Origin of the sequence: Dyella sp. KRB-257, from assembly GCF_049445995.1 — a bacterium.
GTDB lineage: Bacteria > Pseudomonadota > Gammaproteobacteria > Xanthomonadales > Rhodanobacteraceae > Dyella_A.
The window spans coordinates 71,994-92,775 of record NZ_JBMSDZ010000003.1 but is presented as its reverse complement, the minus strand read 5'-3'; the positions used below and the strand labels follow the sequence as shown (position 1 = coordinate 92,775).

Sequence of the window (20,782 nt, the reverse complement as noted above, 5' to 3'; positions counted from 1 at the left end):
CAAGGGAACCATGTCGCATCGCAACAAATCACGATCGGCACTGCCTTGCTGCAGGAATTTTCATCGCGCACAGACGCGATTCGCCATTTGGGAGAACCATCCATGCCCGCACGACCGCTACTGACCCGCACCGCCCTGGCCGCCGCCACCCTGCTTGCGCTCTCGCAGGTGGCCAGCGCCCAGGACGCCGCCCCCAAGCAGGGTGGCAAGAAGACCACCGAACTGCAGACCGTGGTGGTTACCGGCACGCGTGCATTCGACCGCACCGAGTCCACTTCGCTGGCGCCGATCGACGTACTCACCCCGCAGGATCTGCAGAACACCGGCGCGCCGAACCTCGCCTCCGCACTGCGCACCCTGCTGCCGTCGTTCAACTTCCCGCAGCCCTCGGTCACCGACGCCACCGATGCCATCCAGCCCGCGCAGCTGCGCGGGCTGTCGCCGGACCAAACGCTGGTGCTGATCAACGGCAAGCGCCAGCACCCGACCGCCATCGTCAACGTCAACGGCTCGCTGGGCCGCGGCTCGTCGCCGGTGGACATCAATGCGATCCCGGTCAACGCGATCGACCACGTGGAAGTGCTGCGTGACGGCGCCGCTGCCCAGTACGGCTCCGACGCCATCGCCGGCGTGATCAACATCATCCTCAAGGGCGGCGCCGAGCACGGCTCGGCCAGCCTGACCGGCGGCCGCTATGACACCGGTGACGGCAAGACCTGGCAGGGCGGCGCCGACGGCGGCTTCAAGCTGGGCGACAAGGGCTGGGTGCACCTGAGCGCCAACGTCACCCACCAGGATCCGACCAACCGCGCCGGCCCCGACCAGCGCTACCCGGCCGACCCGACCTACAACACGGTCACCTTCCACTACGGCCTGCCGCTGACCCGCTCCAAGCAGGCGGCGATCAACGCGCAGTACGACCTGACGCCGAACGCGCAGCTGTACGCCTTCACCCTGTTCAACAAGCGCAACGTGAGTGCCGGCGGCTTCTTCCGCTCGCTGTCGCAGTACGCCAGCAATGGCTCCGGCGCGGTCGACGTGTATCCCAGCGGCTATCTGCCGATCGAGAACAGCGCGATCCGCGACGACTCCGAGGTGCTCGGCGTGCGCGGCAAGGTGGCCGGCTGGAACTACGACCTCAGCGCCAACACCGGCGGCAACCACTGGAAGCTCAACACCGCCGACACCTACAACTACTCGCTCGGCGCTGATTCGCCGACCGGCTTCTACATCGGCACGCTGACCAACCGGCAGGACGCGTTCAACAGCGACTTCAGCCGCGACTTCGACGTCAGCGGCCTGCAGAGCCCGCTGACCGTGGCCTGGGGTCTGGAATACCGCCACGAGAAGTTCACCATCAAGGAAGGTGACGGCGCCTCGTATGCCGGCGCTGGCGCCCAGGTGTTCCCGGGCTACCAGCCGGGTGATGCAGGCACGCACGGCCGCAACAGCCACGCGGTTTACGTCGATCTGGAAGGCGACGTGACCTACAAGTTCTCCGCGGGCCTGGCGGCGCGCTACGAGCACTACAGCGACTTCGGCAGCACCACCTCGGTGAAGGCCTCGGGCCGCTATGCGTTCAACGACACCGTGGCGTTGCGTGGCACGGTGTCCAATGGCTTCCGCGCGCCGTCGCTGCAGCAGGAGTACTACTCCTCGACCGCGATCAATTTCGTCAATACCGGCAACGGCACGCTGACTCCGTACACGATCCGCACCTTCCCGGTCAGCGATCCGGCGGCCCAGGCGCTGGGTGCACAGAATCTCAAGCCGGAGAAGTCGCGCAACTACAGCCTCGGCCTCGTGCTGACGCCGGTCAGCGGCCTGTACACCACGCTGGACCTGTACCAAATCGACATCGACCACCGCATCATCCTCAGCGGCAACCTGGTCGGCGGCGCGGTGCAGAACTATCTCACCTCGGTCGGCATCCCGTTCGTCAGCGGCGGCCGCTTCTTCACCAACGCCGTCGACACGCGCACCCGCGGCGTGGATCTGGTGTCCACCTACCCGATCGAGTTGCAGAACTCCTCGCTCAAGCTCACCGGCGGCATCAACTGGAACAAGACCACCATCCGCAACATCGCAGCGAACCCGCCGCAGTTGGGGCTGGCCGGGCTGACCCTGCCGATCATCGACCGCGCCGAGGAGGGTCGCATCACCAAGGGCACGCCCAAGACCAAGGCTTTCGTCGCCGCCGACTGGTCAGTGAGCAACTGGAGCTTCCATGGCCAGCTCACGCACTACGGCCAATGGACCACGTTCGCCACCGTGCCCAGCGGCGACCAGACCTTCGGCTCCTCGGTGCTGCTGGATCTCTCGGCCAGCTACAACTGGAATGACTGGAGCTTCACCGTCGGTGGTAACAACGTCACCAACCAATACCCCGACAAAAACCAGCCGCGCACCAGCGCCTTCAACATCATCCTGCCGTACCCGAACTCCTCGCCGTACGGCTTCAGCGGCTCCTACTACTACGCCACGGTGGCGTATCACTGGTAAGCCGCCCCGCTTGATGCAACAAGAAGAAGCCCGCCAATCGGCGGGCTTCTTCGTTCCGAAGCCGGCTGGTTCAAGCCCTGCGGAACACCAGGTGGCCGCCCTCGGCATCCACCGCCACGGTGGCACCGGCCGGGAAACGTCCCTCCAGGATTTCCCGCGACAGCGGGTTCTCCACCTGCTGCTGGATCGCACGCTTCAGCGGCCTGGCGCCATACACCGGATCGAAGCCGACGTTGCCCAGCAGGTCCAGCGCCTTCTCGCTGATGGTCAGCCCCAGTTGCCGCTCGGCCAGCCGCTTCTCCAGGCTGCGCAGCTGGATGCGCGCGATCTGCCGGATCTGCGGCTTGGTCAGCGGGTGGAAGACGACGATGTCGTCCAGCCGGTTGATGAACTCGGGCCGGAAGTGCGCCTGCACCACGCCCATCACCGCGGCCTTCATCTGCGTGTACGCCTCGGGCGAATCGTCGCCCGCAAGCTCCTGGATCTGGTGCGAACCGAGGTTCGAGGTCATCACGATGACCGTGTTGCGGAAGTCCACCGTGCGACCCTGGCCGTCGGTGAGGCGGCCGTCGTCGAGCACCTGCAGCAGGATGTTGAACACGTCCGGATGCGCCTTCTCCACCTCGTCCAGCAGGATCACGCTGTACGGCCGGCGGCGCACCGCCTCGGTAAGGTAGCCGCCCTCCTCGTAGCCGACGTAGCCCGGCGGCGCGCCGACCAGCCGCGACACCGCGTGCTTCTCCATGAACTCGCTCATGTCGATGCGCACCATCGCATCGGCCGAGTCGAACAGGAATTCGGCCAGTGCCTTGCACAGCTCGGTCTTGCCCACCCCGGTGGGGCCGAGGAACAGGAACGAGCCGCTGGGCCGGTTCGGATCGGACAGCCCGGCGCGCGAGCGGCGCACCGCATCGGCAACCACCTTGATCGCCTCGTCCTGGCCGACCACCCGCGCGTGCAGCGCGTCCTCCATCTTCAGCAGTTTCTCGCGCTCGCCCTCGAGCATCTTGCTGACCGGGATGCCGGTCCAGCGCGAGACCACCTCGGCGATCTCCTCGGCGGTGACGCGGTCCTGCACCAGCTTGAAGTCGCCCTGCTGCTCGGCGGCCTGCGCCGCGGCGAGCTGCTTTTCCAGTTCCGGCAGGCGGCCGTACTGGATCTCGCTCATCTTGGCGTAGTCCTGCCGGCGCTGCGCCGCCTCCAGCTCGACGCGCGCGGCCTCGATCTGCTCCTTCACCCTGGTCGCGCCCTGCAGCGCGGCCTTTTCGGATTTCCAGATCTCGTTGAGGTCGGAGAACTCGCGCTCCAGCTTGTCGATGTCGGCCTCCAGATCCGCGAGGCGCTTCTTCGATTCCTCGTCTTTCTCCTTCTTCAGCATCTCGCGCTGGATCTTCAGCTGGATCAGCCGGCGCTCCAGGCGGTCCAGTTCCTCCGGCTTGGAGTCGATCTCCATGCGGATGCGCGAGGCGGCCTCGTCCATCAGGTCGATCGCCTTGTCCGGCAGCTGGCGATCGGGGATGTAGCGGTTGGACAGCGTGGCCGCGGCGACGATCGCCGGGTCGGTGATCTCCACGCCGTGATGCACCGCATAGCGCTCCTTCAGGCCGCGCAGGATGGCGATGGTGTCCTCCACCGTGGGCTCGCCCACGAACACCTTCTGGAAGCGCCGCTCCAGCGCGGCGTCCTTCTCGATGTACTTGCGGTACTCGTCCAGCGTGGTGGCGCCGATGCAGTGCAGCTCGCCGCGCGCCAGCGCCGGCTTGAGCATGTTGCCGGCGTCCATCGAACCCTCGGCCTTGCCCGCGCCGACCATGGTGTGCAGTTCGTCGATGAACAGGATGATCTGGCCCTCGTTCTTCGCCAGGTCGTTGAGCACGGCCTTGAGGCGCTCCTCGAACTCGCCGCGGAACTTGGCGCCGGCGATCAGCGCGCCCATGTCCAGCGACAGCACGCGGCGATCGCGCAGGCCCTCGGGCACCTCGCCCTTGACGATGCGCTGGGCCAGGCCCTCGACGATCGCGGTCTTGCCCACGCCCGGTTCGCCGATCAGCACCGGGTTGTTCTTGGTGCGCCGCTGCAGCACCTGGATGGTGCGGCGGATCTCCTCGTCGCGGCCGATCACCGGATCGAGCTTGCCGCTCTCGGCGCGCGCGGTGAGATCGATGCAGTATTTCTCCAGCGCCTGGCGCTGTTCCTCGGCGTTCTCGCTCTGCACCTTCTCGCCGCCGCGCAGCTTCTCGATCGCCGCCTCCAGATTGGCCCGAGTGGCACCGGCTTCCTTGAGGGCGGCGCCGAGCTCACCCTTGTCCTCCAGCGCCGCGAGCACGAACAGTTCGCTGGCGATGAACTGGTCGCCGCGCTGCTGCGCCAGCTTATCGGTCAGGTTGAGCAGGCGATTGAGGTCGTTGCCGAGGTTGATGTTGCCTTCCTGCCCGCGCACCTGCGGCAGACGCCCGAGCAGTTCGCCCACGCGCTGGCGCAGCGCCGGCACGTTGACCTGCGCCTGGGTCAGCAGCGGACCGGTGGAACCGCCCTGCTGGTCGAGCAGCGCGGCCATCACGTGCACCGGTTCGAGCATGTTGTGGTCGCGGCCCACGGCCAGCGATTGCGCGTCGGCCAGCGCCTGCTGGAAACGCGAGGTGAGTTTGTCCATCCGCATGGGGGATTCCCTCTGGAGAAGTATGGGCAGCGCCGCTGCCACTGAGCCGCAAGATGCGGACGGGCGTGGACGATTCAAGCCGATGCGCCCGGCCTTCACATGCGCCTTACTAGTGTGCTGCGTCGATGACCGCCTCCGATGACACTGCCCCCTCCGACCTGCCCGCGCCGCCGCTGCCTGCGCCGGGCGCGCGCTGGGCGCTATTCCTGGACGTCGACGGCACCCTGCTGGATTTCCACGACGATCCCGCCGCCGTCGCCGTCCCGCCCGCCCGGCTTGCCCTGCTCCACGATCTGCACGCATTGCTGGACGGCGCGCTGGCGCTGGTGAGCGGTCGCGCGCTGGCCGACCTCGACCGGCTGTTCGGCCCGCCCTGGGCGATGGCCGGCCTTCACGGCCTGCAGCTTCGCCACGCGGACGGCTGCCGCCGCGAGCATCGGCTCGACAGCTCCGCACACGCACAACTCAAGCAACGTGCCGAAGCCCTGCTCGGGACGCTCGGCGGCATCGACCTGGAAGACAAGGGCATCGCCATCGCCCTGCACTGCCGCCGTGCGCCCGAGCGCTTCGAGGCCATGCGCGCCGCCGCGAACGCTCTTGCCGATGCGATGCCAGGCTACGAGCTTCAGGCCGGCAACCTCGTGATGGAGATCAAGCCGGCCGGCATGGACAAGGGGCGGGCCGTGCGTGAGCTGCTGCGGCGACCACCGTTCGCCGGCCGCCAGCCGGTCTACATCGGCGACGATCTCACCGATGAGCACGCCTTCGACACGGTAGCCCGCGCTGGCGGCTGCGGCATCCGCGTGGGCTATCGACGCCCCACGGCAGCGCAATTCACGCTGTCTAGTCCGGCTGCCGTGCAGCATTGGCTGTTCCGCGTGCAACGCGCGCTGATGCAAGGAGCCTCGCCGCATGACACCAGAGCGCACGGAGACCCTGCCGAACGATCTTGAGCTGGGCGTGGTCGGCAACGGCAGCGTGGCCGCGCTGATCGACCGGCGCGCACGCATCGTGTGGGCCTGCCTGCCCACCTTCGACAGCGATGCCAGCTTCTGCGTCCTGCTCTCGCCCCGGCACGAGGGCGGCGACTGGAGCATCGAGCTGCAGGATCTGGAGCGCAGCGAGCAGTGGTACGAGACCAACACCGCCGTGCTCGTCACGCGGCTGCACGACCGCCACGGCGGCGCCGTCGAGATCACCGACTTCGCGCCGCGCTACCGCGCGCGTGGTCGCCTGTTTCACCCGGTGATGCTCACCCGACGCGTGCGCCCGCTGGCCGGCTCGCCGCGCATCCGCGTGCTGATGCGGCCGCTGTGCGGCTACGGCGCGGCGCCGGCCGCCACCACCTCCGGCAGCAATCATCTGCGCTTCCGGCTGGGCGACGCCACGCTGCGGCTGACCGGCGACGTGCCCGTGCCGATGATCGAGCGCGCGCTGCCGTTCGGGCTGGATCGGCCGGCGCACTTCGTGTTCGGCCCCGACGAGACCCTCGATGAAAGCCTGGCCGACTTCATCGCACTGGCACTGCACCGCACGCAGGAATACTGGCGCGACTGGGTGCGCTACCTGTCGATCCCGTACGAGTGGCAGGACGCGGTGATCCGCGCCGCCATCACGCTCAAGCTGTGCCAGTACGAGGCCACCGGCGCGATCGTCGCGGCGCTCACCACCTCGATCCCCGAGGCGGCCGACACCGGGCGCAACTGGGATTACCGCTATTGCTGGCTGCGCGACGCCGCCTTCACCGTGCGCGCGCTCAACCGGCTCGGCGCCACCCGCACCATGGAGAACTACATCCGCTACGTGTTCAACCTCGTCGCCGAGGACGACGACGCGGAGATCGGCCCGGTGTTCGGCATCACCTTCGAGCGCGAACTGCACGAGCGCACTGCCGATGCACTCGCCGGCTATCGCGGCATGGGTCCGGTGCGGATGGGCAACGACGCCTGGCGGCAGCGGCAGAACGACGTCTACGGCTCGGTAGTGCTGGCCTCGGCGCAGCTGTTCTTCGACCATCGCCTCGAGCATCGCGGCGACGCGCGCATGTTCGAGCGGCTGGAGCGGATGGGGCGGCTGGCCGTGCGCACGGCCGAGCAGCCCGATGCCGGTCTGTGGGAATTCCGCGGCCGCGCCGCCGTACACACCTATTCGGCCGCGATGTGCTGGGCCGCCTGCGACCGCCTGGCGCACATCGCCACCGAGCTGGGCCTGGACGAGCGCGCGCGGCACTGGCACGACGAGGCCACCGCGCTGCACGCACGCATCCTGGCGCGGAGCTGGAACGCGGAGCTTGGCCACTTCGTCGATGCCTACGGCGGCGAACGCCTGGACGCCAGCCTGCTGCTGCTGGCCGACATCGGCTTCATCGAGGCGATGGATCCGCGCTTCGTCGCCACGGTCGACGCTGTCGGCAAGGCCCTCGGCCGCGGCGATCATCTGTTCCGCTACATCGCACCGGACGATTTCGGCGCGCCGGAGACCAGCTTCACCATCTGCACCTTCTGGTACATCGAGGCGCTGGCCGCCACCGGAAGGCGCGAGCGGGCGCGAGCGATGTTTGAGCGCATGTTGGAGCAGCGCAACGCGCTGGGCCTGCTGTCCGAGGACATCGCGCCGACGACCGGCGAGCACTGGGGCAACTTCCCGCAGACCTACTCGATGGTGGGGCTGATCCAGGCGGCCATGCGGCTCTCGCGCCGCTGGGAGGACGCACTATGAGCGGCACGAAGGAGCAAGGCAGGCTGGTGGTGGTGTCCAACCGCGTGGCACTGCCGCAGCAGACCGCCACCGGTGGACTGGCCTCGGCGATGCGGGCGGCGATGCGCGAACGCGGCGGCCTGTGGTTCGGCTGGAGCGGCAAGGTCGGGGCGGACAGCGCCCAGGTCCACTGCACGCGGGACGGATCGATCGACTACGCCACCATCGACCTCACCCGCACCGACCACGACGAGTTCTACGCCGGCTTTGCCAACCGCGCGCTGTGGCCGCTGCTGCATTACCGCCCGGATCTGGTCGACTACCAGCGCGACCATCTGGACGGCTATCTGCGGGTCAACGCGCTGTTCGCCGATCGCCTGGTCGAGCTGCTCAAGCCCGACGACGTGATCTGGGTGCACGACTACCACCTGATTCCGCTGGCCGCGCGCCTGCGCGAGCGCGGCGTGAAGAGCCGCATCGGCTTCTTCCTGCACACGCCGCTGCCGGCCGCCGGTCTGCTGATCGGGTTGCCGCGGCACCGCGCGCTGTTCGAGACGCTGGCCTCCTACGACCTGATCGGCGTGCACACCGCACGAGACCTGCGCGCGCTGGAGGAATATTTTCTGCACGAGATCGGCGGGGCGATGCGCCCCGGCGGGCGTATCCGCGCGGCTGACGGGCGCAGCTTCCGCGCCGGCGTGTTTCCGATCAGCATCGAGACCGCGCTGGTCGCGCAGACCGCCCGCGAAGCGGCCGGGCTGGAGGAAACCGCCCGGCTGCGCGACAGCCTGCAGGGCCGCGCGCTGATCATCGGCGTGGACCGGCTGGACTATTCCAAGGGATTGCCGGAGCGCTTCCGCGCCTACGACCACCTGCTGGAGCGCGCCCCGGCGCTGCATCGGAAGATCACCTTCCTGCAGATCGCGCCGCCCTCGCGCGGATCGGTACCGGAATACCGCCAGATCCGCCGCGAGCTGGAGCGCTTGGCCGGACATATCAACGGCAAATATGCCGCGCCGGACTGGGTGCCGATCCGCTACGTCAACCAGTCCTTTCCGCACCGCCTGCTGTCCGGCTACTACCGCACCGCCCGCGTAGCGCTGATCACCCCGCTGCGCGATGGCATGAACCTGGTGGCGAAGGAATACGTGGCCTGCCAGGACCCGAAGAATCCCGGCGTGCTGGTGCTCTCGCGGTTTGCCGGCGCCGCCGCCGAGCTTGCCGAGGCCCTGCTGGTGAATCCCGCCGACCCGGCCGAGGTGGCCAACGCGCTGGAGCGCGCCCTGCAGATGCCGCTGCGCGAACGCCGCCAGCGCTGGCGCGCGATGATGGACGTGCTGGAGAAGCAGGACATCACCGTGTGGTGCCAGTCGTTCCTGCAGCGACTGACCGGCTGACGGACGCGGCGGCCTCTCCCGCATTGCACGGCACGCACCGACCGGCGTGCCCATCGCTCAGCGCGCGTGCGCCGCATCCTCCAGCCAGATCAGGCTGGCGAAGCGGCCGCTGCGCACACCGTCACGGCGGTAGGAATAAAAGCGCGCATCGGTGAAGGTGTCGAAACCGCCGCCGGCCACCTGCGTCACGCCGATCGTCGCCAGCCGGCGACGCGCCAGGGCCGCCAGATCGCAACGCCAGTGCCCCGGACGCGTCGGCACGAGGCGCGATGCCGCGCCAGGGTCGGTATCCACGAACGCCGCGCGCACCTCCTCGCCCACCTCGTAGCTGGGCAGGCCAATGCACGGACCCAACCAGGCCCGCACCCGCGCGGGATCGACCGCCATCGCCGCCACCGTGCGCTCGATCACGCCCGCCGCCAGCCCGCGCCACCCGGCGTGGGCGGCGCCGACGACGGAACCGGCGGCATCACACAGCAGCACCGGCAGGCAATCGGCGGTGAGGATCGCCAGCGGCTGGCTGCATTCGCGGGTGATGGCCGCATCGGCGATCGGCTCCTCCCGCCCGGCGGCATCGCGCACCACGCAGACTCCGGTGCCGTGTACCTGCTGCAGCCAGTGCGGCGGGTGAGGCAGGTCCAGTGCCGCCTGCAGCGCCGCGCGATTGGCCGCGACCGCTGCCGGATCGTCGCCGCTGCGCATGCCGAGATTGAAGCGGTCGAACGGCGCCACGGACACCCCCGGGCCCTGCCGCGTGCTCACCGCCGCGCAAACGCCCGGTGGCGCCGGCCATCCCGGCACGACCCAGGCCGGATCATCGCGGCAAAGAGGCATGCGCTAATCCTGCACCGGCCCGCGTTCGGCAAGATCCGTGCGCAGCGCGGCGATCAGCGATTCCATGTCCGCCGGGCGCGGCGAGCTGAACGCGAGTGCCTCGCCGGTCGCGGGATGGACGAAGGCCAGTCGTTCGGCGTGCAGCGCCTGGCGGCGGAAGGCGCGCAAGGTGGCCGCGAGCGCCTCGCTGGCGCCCCTGGGCAGGCGCAGGCCGCCGCCGTACAGCGGATCGCCGACCAGCGCGTGGTGGATGTGCGCCAGGTGCACGCGGATCTGGTGGGTGCGGCCGGTTTCCAGGTTGCACTGGATCACGGTGTGCGCGCGCAAGCGCTCGCGCAGGCGGTAATGGGTGACGGCGCGCTTGCCGTCCTCCTCATCGCGCACGGCCTGGCGCAGGCGGTCGCCCATGTGTCGGCCGATCGGCGCATCGACGGTGCCGCCGGCGACCAGGGTGCCCAGCACCACCGCCTCGTACTGCCGCTCCACGTCGTGGCGCGAGAGCATGTCCACCAGCGCGGTGTGGGTGGCCAGCGTCCTGGCCACCACCATCAGGCCCGAGGTGTCCTTGTCGAGCCGGTGCACGATGCCGCCGCGCGGCAGTTCGGCCAGCCGCGGATCGTGGTGCAGCAGGGCGTTGAGCACGGTACCGCCGGGGTTGCCCGCACCCGGATGCACCACCAGCCCGGCCGGCTTGTCGAGCACCAGCAGATGCTCGTCCTCGTACACGATGTCCAGCGCGATCGGCTCGGCGGTGCTGGTCACCTCGGTGGCCAGTTCGGTTTCCAGCCTTACCTGCTCGCCGCCGCGCAGCAGCTGCCGCGGCGGCGCCTGCGCACCGTCCAGGGTGATCGCCCCGGCCTTGATCCAGCCGGCCAGCCGGGAGCGCGAATAATCCGGGAACATCTCGGCCACGGTCTGGTCGAACCTGCGACCCGCGGCAGCCAGCGGCACCACGGCCTCGTGGCGAATGGTGGTCATGCCCCGCTCCGCGGAGTCCGGCCGGTTTCGGCTATCATGCCTTTTCGATCAAACATCTGAATTCCTTGCCCATGCGTATTTCCAAACTGCTCGTCGTGCTCGGCCTGGCCCTGACGATGAGCGCGTGCTCGATGTTCAAAGGCAAACGCGACACCATCGACACGATGCCGGTGGCCCAGCTTTACAGCAAGGCCCACAACGACCTGGAAAACGGCGACTACGCCGCCGCCGCAAAAGCTTATCAGCGTCTGATCGCGCGCTTTCCCTCCGGGGACTACAACCAGCAGGCGCAGCTGGAACTGGCCTACGCGCAGTACAAGGACAACCAGCCGGACGACGCGTATTCCACGATCAACCGCTTCATCAAGACGTATCCGACCAACCGCCACGTCGACTACGCCTACTACCTGCGCGGCCTGATCAACTTCGGTCGCACCTCGGGCATCATCGAGCGCTACATCTCCCGCTCCGGTGCGGAGAGCCGCCGCGACCAGGGCTACAACCTGAAGTCGTTCGACGACTTCACCGTGTTGACCCGCCGCTTCCCGGACAGCGCCTACGCGGCGGACGCACGCCAGCGCATGATCTACCTGCGCAACGTGCTGGCGCAGTACGAGATCAACGTGGCCGAGTTCTACCTGCGCAACAAGGCCTTCGTCGCTTCGGCGGACCGCGCGCAGTACGTGATCGAACACTACCAGCAGTCGCCGCAGACGGCCGATGCGCTGGCCATCCTCGCCCGCAGCTACGCCGCGCTGGACCGCAAGAATCAGGCCGAGCAGGTGCGCAAAGTGCTGGCGCTGAACTATCCCGACCACCCGTACCTGACCGATCCGAAGTGGCCGCACCCGCCCTCCACGCTGCGCAAGCTGGTGCCGTTCTCCGGCCATCACTGATCCTGGCGGGGTGATTCGGGAGTCGGCATTCGGGATTCGATGATGAGCAGCCGACCCGACGGCAACGCCGCAGCGAATCCCGAATCCCGCACATCGAATCCCGGACAAAACAAAAGGCCGCGCATTGCGCGGCCTTTTGTTTTGCGTGGTGCCCTGAGGCACCACCACCGGCTTACTTCATCAGCCTGGCCAGCGTCCGGCCGAGATCGGCCGGCGACTTCACCGTGGTGACGCCGGCCTTCTCCAGCGCGGCGAACTTGGCCGCCGCGGTGCCCTTGCCGCCGGAGATGATCGCGCCGGCATGGCCCATGCGCTTGCCCGGAGGGGCCGAGGCGCCGGCGATGAACGACACCACCGGCTTGGTCACGTATTCGCCGATGAACTCGGCGGCGTCTTCCTCGGCGCTGCCGCCGATCTCGCCGACCATGATGATGCCCTCGGTGGCGGGATCGTCCTGGAACAGCTTCAGGCAGTCGATGAAGCTCAGGCCGTTGATCGGGTCGCCGCCGATGCCGATGCAGGTGGACTGGCCCAGGCCTTCGTTGGTGGTCTGGAACACCGCCTCATAGGTGAGCGTGCCCGAGCGCGACACGATGCCGACCTTGCCCGGCTGGTGGATGTGACCCGGCATGATGCCGATCTTGCACTCGCCCGGGGTGATGATGCCGGGGCAGTTCGGGCCGATCAGCACGGTTTCCGGATGCTGCGCCAGCACGTTCTTCACGCGCAGCATGTCGAGTACCGGAATGCCTTCGGTAATCGCCACGATCACGCGGATGCCCGCGTCGATCGCTTCGAGGATCGAGTCGGCCGCAAACGGCGGTGGCACGAAGATCACCGACGCGTCGGCGCCGGTCTCGGCGACGGCTTCGTCCATCGAGTTGAACACGGGCAGGCCGATGTGCTCGCTGCCGCCCTTGCCCGGGGTCACGCCGCCGACGATCTGGGTGCCGTAGTCCAGCGCCTGCTGCGCGTGGAAAGTGCCCTGCTGGCCGGTGAAGCCCTGCACCAGCACCTTGGTGTTCTTGTTGACGAGAACGCTCATGAATTATGTCCTGTGCTCGTGTAGGAGCGCACCCTGTGCGCGAATGCTCTTCGCTACGTGACGAAGATCATTCGCGCACAGGGTGCGCTCCTACGGGTTATTTGGCGGCGGCCACGGCTTTCTGCGCCGCGTCGTTGAGGTCGTCGGCCGGCGTTACGCCCACGCCGGAGTTGGCCAGCAGTTCGCGCCCCTGCTCCACGTTGGTGCCCTGCAGGCGCACCACCACCGGAATGGTCAGGCCCACTTCCTTCACCGCGGCGATGATGCCCTCGGCGATCAGGTCGCAGCGCACGATGCCGCCGAAGATGTTGACCAGGATCGCCTTCACCTTGTCCGAGGAGAGGATCAGCTTGAACGCCTCGGTGACGCGCTCCTTGGTGGCGCCGCCGCCGACGTCGAGGAAGTTGGCCGGCTCGCCGCCGGCCAGCTTGATCACGTCCATGGTGGCCATCGCCAGGCCAGCGCCGTTGACCATGCAGCCGATGGTGCCGTCCATCGTCACGTAGTTGAGGTTGTGCTGCACGGCCGCCGCCTCGGCGGCGTCCTCCTGGGTCAGGTCGCGCATGGCGGCCAGATCGGGATGACGGAACTCGGCGTTGTCGTCGGAGTTGACCTTGCCGTCCAGCGCGGCGAGGTTGCCATCGGCGAGGACCGCCAGCGGGTTCAGTTCGACCAGCGCCAGATCCTTCTCGTTGAACAGCTTGTACAGGCCCAGCATGATCCTGGTCAGCTGGTTGACCTGCTTGGCAGTCAGGTCCATCGCGAAACCGAGCTGGCGGCACTGGTACGGCTGCAGCCCCTCGACGAAGTCCACCACGATGGTGTGGATGTCCTCGGGCGTCTCACGCGCCACCTGCTCGATGTCCACGCCGCCGTGCCTGGAGGCGATGAACGAGACGGCCTTGGAGTCGCGGTCGACCAGCACCGACAGGTACAGCTCCCTGGCGATGTCGGTGGCGTCGGTGACCAGCACCAGGTTCACCGGCAGCGCGCGGCCGGCCGACTGGTAGGTTTCCATGCGGGTGCCCAGCATCCCCTTGGCGGCGGCGCGGACCTCGTCGAGGCTCTTGCAGAACTTGACACCGCCGGCCTTGCCGCGGCCGCCGGCGTGGATCTGCGCCTTGACCATCCACTGCGAGCCGCCCAGGTGCTTGGCGGCATCGACGGCGGCGTCGGGGGAATTGGCAATCTTGCCCGGCGGAACGGCGATGCCGTACTGCGCGAACAGCTCTTTGGCCTGGTACTCGTGGAAATTCATTCGATACCTCGAGTGAATGGGGACGTGTCGAACGCCCGCACCGTGGCCGGGGCAGGTGTTCGGGAGGGACGGACGGCGGTGAGAAACGCTGCCGGCGTGCAAAGCGCTGTCTCGATGGCGTCGGCCGGGCGCGCCGGCGGCGCGGGGGGACGAGCACCGGAAAACGGCGCAGTACGGCCGCGCATTTTCGCAGCAGCGAGGCCGGATGGAAAGGGCGGCACCCGCCGGCAGCCCGCCGCACCATCCTGCGCGAGGCGCCACGGCGCGTCTATACTCGCCCGCAAGCCGTCCCGATTCCTGCCGCGGAGTGCGCATCGACGTGTCCAGCCCCGCCCTGCCGCCCGCCCCGGGCATCCGTCGGGCCACCACGGCCATCCGCCACGAGCTGTTCTTCCTGAACTACTTCCGGTTGGCGCAGGCGGCGGTATACGTCGTACTGGCCTACAGCCCGCTGGGCGTGCACTGGCTGAATCTGACCCACCCGGATTTCGCCCAGAGCGTGGTGGTGGCCTACCTGCTGGCGGCGCTGGCGATCCTGCTGCTGACGCGACGACTCACCGTGATCGCCCCGGCCACGGTGTCGATCACCCTGATCGTGGACATCGGCGTGGCGGTGATGGCGGTGATCGCCATGCACGACGCGCGCATCGGCATCGCCATGATGCTGGCGGTCAACCTCAGCGCCGCCGCGCTGGTGCTGCCGCTGCGGCTGTCGCTGTTCTTCGCCTCGCTGGCCACGCTGGGCATGCTCGGCCACACCGTCATCGAGACGCCAGCCGACGGCGCCATCAACAGCCACGAGCTGGTGGAAGCGGGCCTGTTCGGCCTGGCCTACTTCGCCAGCACCACACTGTGCAACGTGCTCGGCCGCCAGCTGCGCGCCACCGAGGCGCTGGCCGAGCAGCGCAGCATCGACCTGGCCAACCTGGCCCAGGTCAACGAGCTGATCATCCGCCGCATGAAGACCGGCGTGCTGCTGGTGGACGACGCCAACCATATCCACCAGCTCAACGAATCGGCCTGGATGCTGCTGGGCAATCCGCCGGCCGACCAGCGCGACCTGGGCAAGCTGGCGCCGGAGCTGTCGCGCCGGCTGTACCACTGGATGACCTCCGGCAAGCTGGACGAAACGGCCACCCAGCTGGCCGACGGCGTGCCCGAGGTGGTGCCGCGCTTCACCCGGCTGGCGCCGAACGACGACTCGCACGTGTTGATCTTCCTCGACGACACCTCGCTGGTGTCGCGCCGCGCCGAGGAGCTCACGCTCAGCTCGCTGGGCCGGCTGTCGGCCTCGATCGCCCACGAGATCCGCAACCCGCTGGCGGCGATCCGCTACTCCGCCCAGCTGCTGGCCGAGTCGCGCAACATGCCGCCGGCCGACCAGCGCATGGTGGAGATCATCAACAACCACTGCGTGCGGCTGAACGAGATCATCGAGAACATCCTGCAGTTGTCGCGGCGCGAGCGCTCGCGCCCGGAGACGCTGGACCTGGGCCACTGGGCCAACGCCTTCGTCGAGGAATACCGCCAGGGCAACGACCTGGGCGAGGACTCGCTGCGGGTGATCAACTCCAGTGCGCCGGTGGCCGCCGTGGCCGATCCGCAGCAACTGCAGCAGGTGGTGTGGAACCTGGTGCAGAACGCGCTGCGCTACGGCCGCCTGCCCGGCGAACCGGCCCGGGTGATGGTGGTCACGCGGCCGGGCGAGCACGGCGTGCCGATCCTGGAAGTGATCGACCGCGGCCCCGGCATCGCGCCCAAGGTGGCCGCGCAGATCTTCGAGCCGTTCTACACCACGCACGAATACGGCACGGGCCTGGGCCTGTACCTGGCCCGGCAGATGACCGAGGCCAACCAGGCTTCGCTGGAGTACGTGCGCGTGGCCGGCGGCGGCAGTTGCTTCCGCATCACGCTCACCCCCGCCCATGCACGCCAGACCGGCAGCGACGCCGCGACGGCGGACGAAAGCCTCAGAGGCTGAGAAAAATTCGACCGCCGTAGCGAGAGCGCCGCCAGGCGTTCGTGACAAGGTGCGCTGGGCGCAAATCCGGGGAGTTTGGTGAGCCAAATGACCCGGATTTGCGCCCAGCGCGCCGCCGGCACGGGCGTTTGGCGGCGGTCGCAGTAGGCGGTCGATTTTTTCTCAGCCGCTCAGGTAGCGCGCACCACCAGGGCAACCGGCAGCACCTGCGAGGCGACCTCCTCGCCGCGGATCATCGCCAGCATCTTCTGCGCGAGCAGGCTGCCGCCCTCCTGCCAGTCCTGCCGCACCGAGCTCAGTGCAGGCTGGAACGCGGCGGCCATCGGCATGTCGTCGTAGCCCACCACCGAGACGTCGTCGGGCACCTTGCGGCCAAGCTCCTGCACGGCGCGGATCGCGCCCATGGCGAGCAGGTCGCTGCAGGCGAACAGCGCGTCGAACGCCACCTTGCGCGTGGCCAGCGAATGCACCGCGTCGATGCCCGAGGCGAGCGTGAACTCGTCGCGGCGCAGCAGCAGGGGCTTCACCCCGTGCGTGGTGAGCGTGTCGACGAAGCCGTTCAGGCGCTCGAAGATCTCCGGGTGGCTGGGGTTGCCCACGAAGACCGGATGGCGGCGCCCCTGGCGCAGGAAGTGCTCGGCCACCAGCCGGCCGCCCATGCGGTTGTCCGAACCGACCACGGCATGTGCGTCATCCTCGCCGCGCGCACCCCACACCACCATCGGCAGGCCGAGCTTGTCGAATCGACGCACCGCGTCCTGGCGCACACCCTGGCCGAGCAGGATAAGGCCATCGGCCGCCTGCACCGCCGCGGCCGCCGCCCCCTGGCGAGTGGTCAGCAGCACGCTGTACCCAGCCGCGGTGAGCCCCTGTGCGATACCGCCGAGCAGGGTCAGCGGGTACGGGTCGAGCATGGTGCGGTCGCTGGAGGGCTTCATCTCCACAATCACCGCCACCGTGTGGCTGCGGCGCAGGCGCAGGTTGCGTGCGCTCACGTTGAGCTTGTAGCCGTGCTCGTGCGCCAGCTGCTGGATGCGTTCGCGGGTTTCCGGCGTCACCAGCGGACTGTCGGCGAGCGCGCGCGATACGGTGATCTTGGAAACGCCGGCGAGCTCCGCCAGGTCCGCCATGGTCAGGCTGCCGGCGGCGGACGGGTCTTTGCGGGAACGACTCAATGCATGGCCTCCGTACCTGGATAACGCCGGTGCAGCGGCGTCAGCATGCCCGGCATTCCTTCAGTGTGTCGATTTGTTCGCCTTTCGTCCAACCCATCGCAGCGCCGCAAAAACATCATCTGCAGCGAGACGTGGAGGCGACCCGGCAAGGCCTGCGCCGCCGTCCGCCGGAGTCCACCCACGCCCGGTTCGTTTGCTGCACCGCATCAATGATATCGATAACTTGATATCGATATCATTTCCTGCCATCTTCACGCCCCGTTGACCGGACACGCCTGACGGCGCGGACCCGATGACCGACCATGCAGGGGGATTCTTGGACAAGCTCGACGCCGCACCGACGCTTTCGCCGGCACCGGCCGCACACCCCACCGCTTCGACGCCGCCGGTGGTCGATGTCGATCCGTGGCGGATCGTGCGCCACGGCACCGACCCGGCCGACTTCGCCCAGGACGAGAGCCTGTTCGCGCTGGCCAACGGCGCGCTGGGCGTGCGCGGCGGCCTGGAGGAAGCGCCCGGCGGCTCGCACGGCAGTTTCCTGGCCGGCGCCTGGGAGCGCACCCCGATCGAATACCACGAGCGCTTCCCGGGCTTCGCCGCGCACACCGACACGCGCATCCCGGTAGCCGACGCCATCGGCATCCACCTGCGCCTGGGCGACATCCCGGTGCGCCTGGCCGAAGGCGAGTGGCTGGACTTCACCCGCGAGCTGGACCTGCGCAGCGGCTGCTATCGCCGCCGGCTGCGCTGGCGCTCGCCGGCGGGCCAGACCATCGAGATTCGCGCCGAGCGACTGGTCTCGCTGGACGAGTCGGGCCTGCTGGCGATCCGCTACAGCGTGCACTCGCACGACTACGCCGGCGCGATCACGCTGGAATCGTCGATCGATACCGCGCGCGACGCCATTGAACAGGGCCTTGACCCGCGGATCGGTGCACGCGTCGACGGCGGCTTCCACACCGGCTCGTCCGATGCCGACGAGACCCGCGCCTGGCTGATCCAGCGCACCACCCACAGCGACGTGCGCGTGGCCTGCATCCAGCAGCACCGGCTGGATGCCGCGCTGCACTGCCGCTACGGCGGCCATGCGCCCAATGGCGTGGCGCAGATCCACGAAGGCACGCTGGCGCCCGGCGAGACGGTGACGCTGGAGAAATATGTCGGCTACGCGTGGACGGCGCCGGGCGGCGCGGACACCGATGCCATGCTGCTGGCGCGTGCCGAACGGACCCTGCTGCACGCCCGTACCCAGGGCTTCGATGGCCTGCTGGAGATGCAGCAGCGCGTGCTGGCGCCGCTGTGGGAGCGGGTGGATCTGGTCATCGAGGGCGAACCGCGCATCGAGCAGTCGCTGCGCTTCAACCTGTTCCACGTGTTCCAGTCCAGCGGACGTGACGGCAACAGTTCCACCGCGGCCAAGGGCCTCACCGGCGAAGGCTACGAGGGCCACTACTTCTGGGACGCCGAGGCCTTCATGCTGCCGGCGCTGGTCAACGCGGCGCCGGAGCTGGCGCGCGGCATGCTGAGCTACCGTTACCGCACGCTGGACCGCGCGCGGGCGCATGCCCGCGAGATGAACCACGACCGCGGCGCGCTGTATGCCTGGCGCACCATCAGCGGCGACGAATGCTCGGCGTACTTCCCCAGTGGCTCGGCGCAGTACCACATCAACGCGGCGGTGGCCTGGGCGGTGCGCCTGTACGTCGACGCCAGCGGCGACCACGATTTCCTGCGCGGGCAGGGCGCGGAAATGCTGATCGAGACGGCGCGCCTGTGGCTGGACATCGGCCACTTCAACCCCCGCCGCGGCGGCGCGTTCTGCATCCACTCGGTCACCGGACCGGACGAATACTCGGCGCTGGTGGACAACAACCACTACACCAACCGCATGGCGCAGCGGCACCTGCGCGACGCTGCCGCCACCGCGCGCTGGCTGGCGGCCGAGCACCCGCAGGACTACGCCGTGCTGGCCACGCGGCTGGCCCTGGACGAGGACGAGATCGCCCGCTGGACGCTGGCCGCCGATGCGATGTACCTGCCGGTCGATGCCGCGCTGGGCATCTTTCCACAGGACGACGCCTTCCTCGACAAGCCGCGCCTGCGCGCGCGCCGCGGCGGCGACGGCAAACGCCCGCTGCTGCTGGAACTGCATCCGCTGACCATCTACCGCCACCAGGTGTGCAAGCAGGCCGACACCCTGCTCGCCCTGATGCTGGCCGGCAACGACGTGGACCGGGCCGCCAAGCGGCGCAACTTCGACTACTACGAAGGGGTCACCGTGCACGACTCCACCTTGTCGGCCTCCACCTTCAGCGTGCTCGCCGCCGAAGTGGGCTACCACGACAAGGCATACGCCTATTTCCTGGACACCCTGCGTGTCGACCTCGACGACCTGCACGGCAACGCCGCGCACGGCGTGCACATGGCGGCGATGGCCGGCAGCTGGCTCGCGCTTACCTGGGGTTTCGGCGGCTTGCGCGTGGTCGAGGGCCTGCCCAGCCTGGCGCCCACGCTGCCGGACGGCTGGACGCGCTACCGCTTCGGCCTGCACTGGCAGGCGGCGCAGTTGCGGGTGGAGGTCGAGCCGGGCGGCGTGCGCTACACCCTGGCCGGCGACGCGCCACTGCGCTTTCGCCACCACGGCACCATCCACACGCTGGCGCCGGGCGCAAGCATCGAGCTGCCGCTGCGTCCGGCGCGCCTGCCGCGTCCGCTCAAGGCGGTGATCTTCGACCTCGACGGCGTGATCGCCGACACCGCGGTGGTGCACCACGCGGCCTGGCAGCAACTGGCGGCGGAGATCGGCGTGCCGTTCGACGACGCCACCGGCGAGCGCATGAAGGGCGTCGATCGCCGCGGCTCGCTCGACATCCTGCTCGAGCGCGCCGCGCGCCCGTTCAGCGAGGAGGAAAAGCACACCCTCGCCGAGCGCAAGAACGCGTACTATCGTGAGCAGATCGCGCGGTTCGGCCCACAGCACCTGCTGCCCGGCGCGCGCGAGGCGATCGCCTCGGCCCGCTCCGCCGGCCTGAAGATCGCGCTCGCCTCGGCCAGTCGCAATGCGCCGCTGCTGCTCGATAGACTCGGCATCGCCGGCCTGTTCGACTACGTCGTCGACGCCGGACGTATCGCGCGCTCCAAGCCCGATCCGGAGATTTTCCTGGACGCCGCACGCGGACTTGGCCTGGCCCCGCACGACTGTCTCGGTGTGGAAGACGCGGCGGCCGGCGTGGACAGCATTCTCGCGGCCGGGATGGCCGCGGTGGCGGTGGGCGATTCGCCCGCCCTTGCACATGCGGATGTGCGTTTACCGAACGTCGCCGCGTTCGACATTGCTCAGTACACGACATAACGGCGAAC

13 protein-coding genes are annotated in these 20,782 nt (G+C 68.7%); 7 read left to right on the top strand and 6 right to left on the bottom strand.

Annotation, left to right across the window (positions count from 1 at the left end; genetic code table 11):
- The first annotated feature begins 102 nt into the window (after positions 1 to 102).
- A complete protein-coding gene (locus tag ACO2Q2_RS03155) occupies positions 103 to 2,502 on the top strand; it encodes a TonB-dependent receptor plug domain-containing protein (RefSeq protein WP_423254318.1) in 2,400 nt (799 codons plus the stop codon).
- A gap of 70 nt (positions 2,503 to 2,572) precedes the next feature.
- Here the strand turns inward: ACO2Q2_RS03155 and clpB are convergent, their stop codons facing one another.
- Entirely contained in the window at positions 2,573 to 5,161 is a 2,589-nt protein-coding gene (gene clpB, locus ACO2Q2_RS03150) for an ATP-dependent chaperone ClpB (protein ID WP_423254317.1), read from the bottom strand.
- A gap of 125 nt (positions 5,162 to 5,286) precedes the next feature.
- Here clpB and otsB point away from each other — a divergent pair, with 125 nt between their 5' ends.
- The 3 genes from otsB to otsA are packed head-to-tail and all read left to right on the top strand — an operon-like array spanning position 5,287 to position 9,255.
- Positions 5,287 to 6,114, top strand: a complete 828-nt coding sequence (gene otsB / locus ACO2Q2_RS03145; protein ID WP_423254316.1) for a trehalose-phosphatase — start codon at positions 5,287 to 5,289, stop codon at positions 6,112 to 6,114.
- Complete coding sequence (locus tag ACO2Q2_RS03140; protein ID WP_423254315.1) at positions 6,074 to 7,879, top strand: glycoside hydrolase family 15 protein; 1,806 nt, start codon at positions 6,074 to 6,076, stop codon at positions 7,877 to 7,879. Before otsB ends, ACO2Q2_RS03140 begins: the two co-directional genes overlap by 41 nt.
- Positions 7,876 to 9,255, top strand: coding sequence for an alpha,alpha-trehalose-phosphate synthase (UDP-forming) (gene otsA, locus ACO2Q2_RS03135; protein WP_423254314.1), 1,380 nt, complete (start codon positions 7,876 to 7,878; stop codon positions 9,253 to 9,255). Before ACO2Q2_RS03140 ends, otsA begins: the two co-directional genes overlap by 4 nt.
- A gap of 57 nt (positions 9,256 to 9,312) precedes the next feature.
- Here otsA and pgeF read toward each other — a convergent pair whose 3' ends face one another.
- Together pgeF and rluD are read right to left on the bottom strand one after the other, a co-directional pair.
- A complete protein-coding gene (gene pgeF, locus ACO2Q2_RS03130) occupies positions 9,313 to 10,089 on the bottom strand; it encodes a peptidoglycan editing factor PgeF (protein ID WP_423254313.1) in 777 nt (258 codons plus the stop codon).
- Positions 10,090 to 10,092: 3 nt separating this feature from the next.
- A complete protein-coding gene (rluD, locus tag ACO2Q2_RS03125) occupies positions 10,093 to 11,067 on the bottom strand; it encodes a 23S rRNA pseudouridine(1911/1915/1917) synthase RluD (protein ID WP_423254312.1) in 975 nt (324 codons plus the stop codon).
- 71 nt (positions 11,068 to 11,138) lie between these two features.
- Between rluD and ACO2Q2_RS03120 the strand changes: the two genes are divergently transcribed.
- Positions 11,139 to 11,963, top strand: a complete 825-nt coding sequence (locus ACO2Q2_RS03120; RefSeq protein WP_423254311.1) for an outer membrane protein assembly factor BamD — start codon at positions 11,139 to 11,141, stop codon at positions 11,961 to 11,963.
- Between the two features lie 172 nt (positions 11,964 to 12,135).
- On the opposite strand, the gene sucD is transcribed toward ACO2Q2_RS03120, so the two are convergent.
- Both sucD and sucC read right to left on the bottom strand, forming a co-directional pair.
- On the bottom strand, positions 12,136 to 13,008 hold the full coding sequence (gene sucD / locus ACO2Q2_RS03115; protein ID WP_423254310.1) for a succinate--CoA ligase subunit alpha: 873 nt from the start codon (positions 13,006 to 13,008) through the stop codon (positions 12,136 to 12,138).
- A 97-nt stretch (positions 13,009 to 13,105) separates the two neighbouring features.
- Complete coding sequence (gene sucC, locus ACO2Q2_RS03110; RefSeq protein ID WP_423254309.1) at positions 13,106 to 14,266, bottom strand: ADP-forming succinate--CoA ligase subunit beta; 1,161 nt, start codon at positions 14,264 to 14,266, stop codon at positions 13,106 to 13,108.
- Between the two features lie 319 nt (positions 14,267 to 14,585).
- Between sucC and ACO2Q2_RS03105 the strand changes: the two genes are divergently transcribed.
- Positions 14,586 to 16,247, top strand: coding sequence for a sensor histidine kinase (locus ACO2Q2_RS03105; RefSeq protein WP_423254308.1), 1,662 nt, complete (start codon positions 14,586 to 14,588; stop codon positions 16,245 to 16,247).
- A 170-nt stretch (positions 16,248 to 16,417) separates the two neighbouring features.
- Here ACO2Q2_RS03105 and ACO2Q2_RS03100 read toward each other — a convergent pair whose 3' ends face one another.
- Complete coding sequence (locus ACO2Q2_RS03100; protein WP_423254465.1) at positions 16,418 to 17,377, bottom strand: LacI family DNA-binding transcriptional regulator; 960 nt, start codon at positions 17,375 to 17,377, stop codon at positions 16,418 to 16,420.
- 361 nt (positions 17,378 to 17,738) lie between these two features.
- On the opposite strand from ACO2Q2_RS03100, the gene pgmB reads away from it, so the two are divergent.
- A complete protein-coding gene (pgmB, locus tag ACO2Q2_RS03095; RefSeq protein ID WP_423254307.1) occupies positions 17,739 to 20,774 on the top strand; it encodes a beta-phosphoglucomutase in 3,036 nt (1,011 codons plus the stop codon).
- The last annotated feature ends 8 nt before the right edge of the window (positions 20,775 to 20,782 follow it).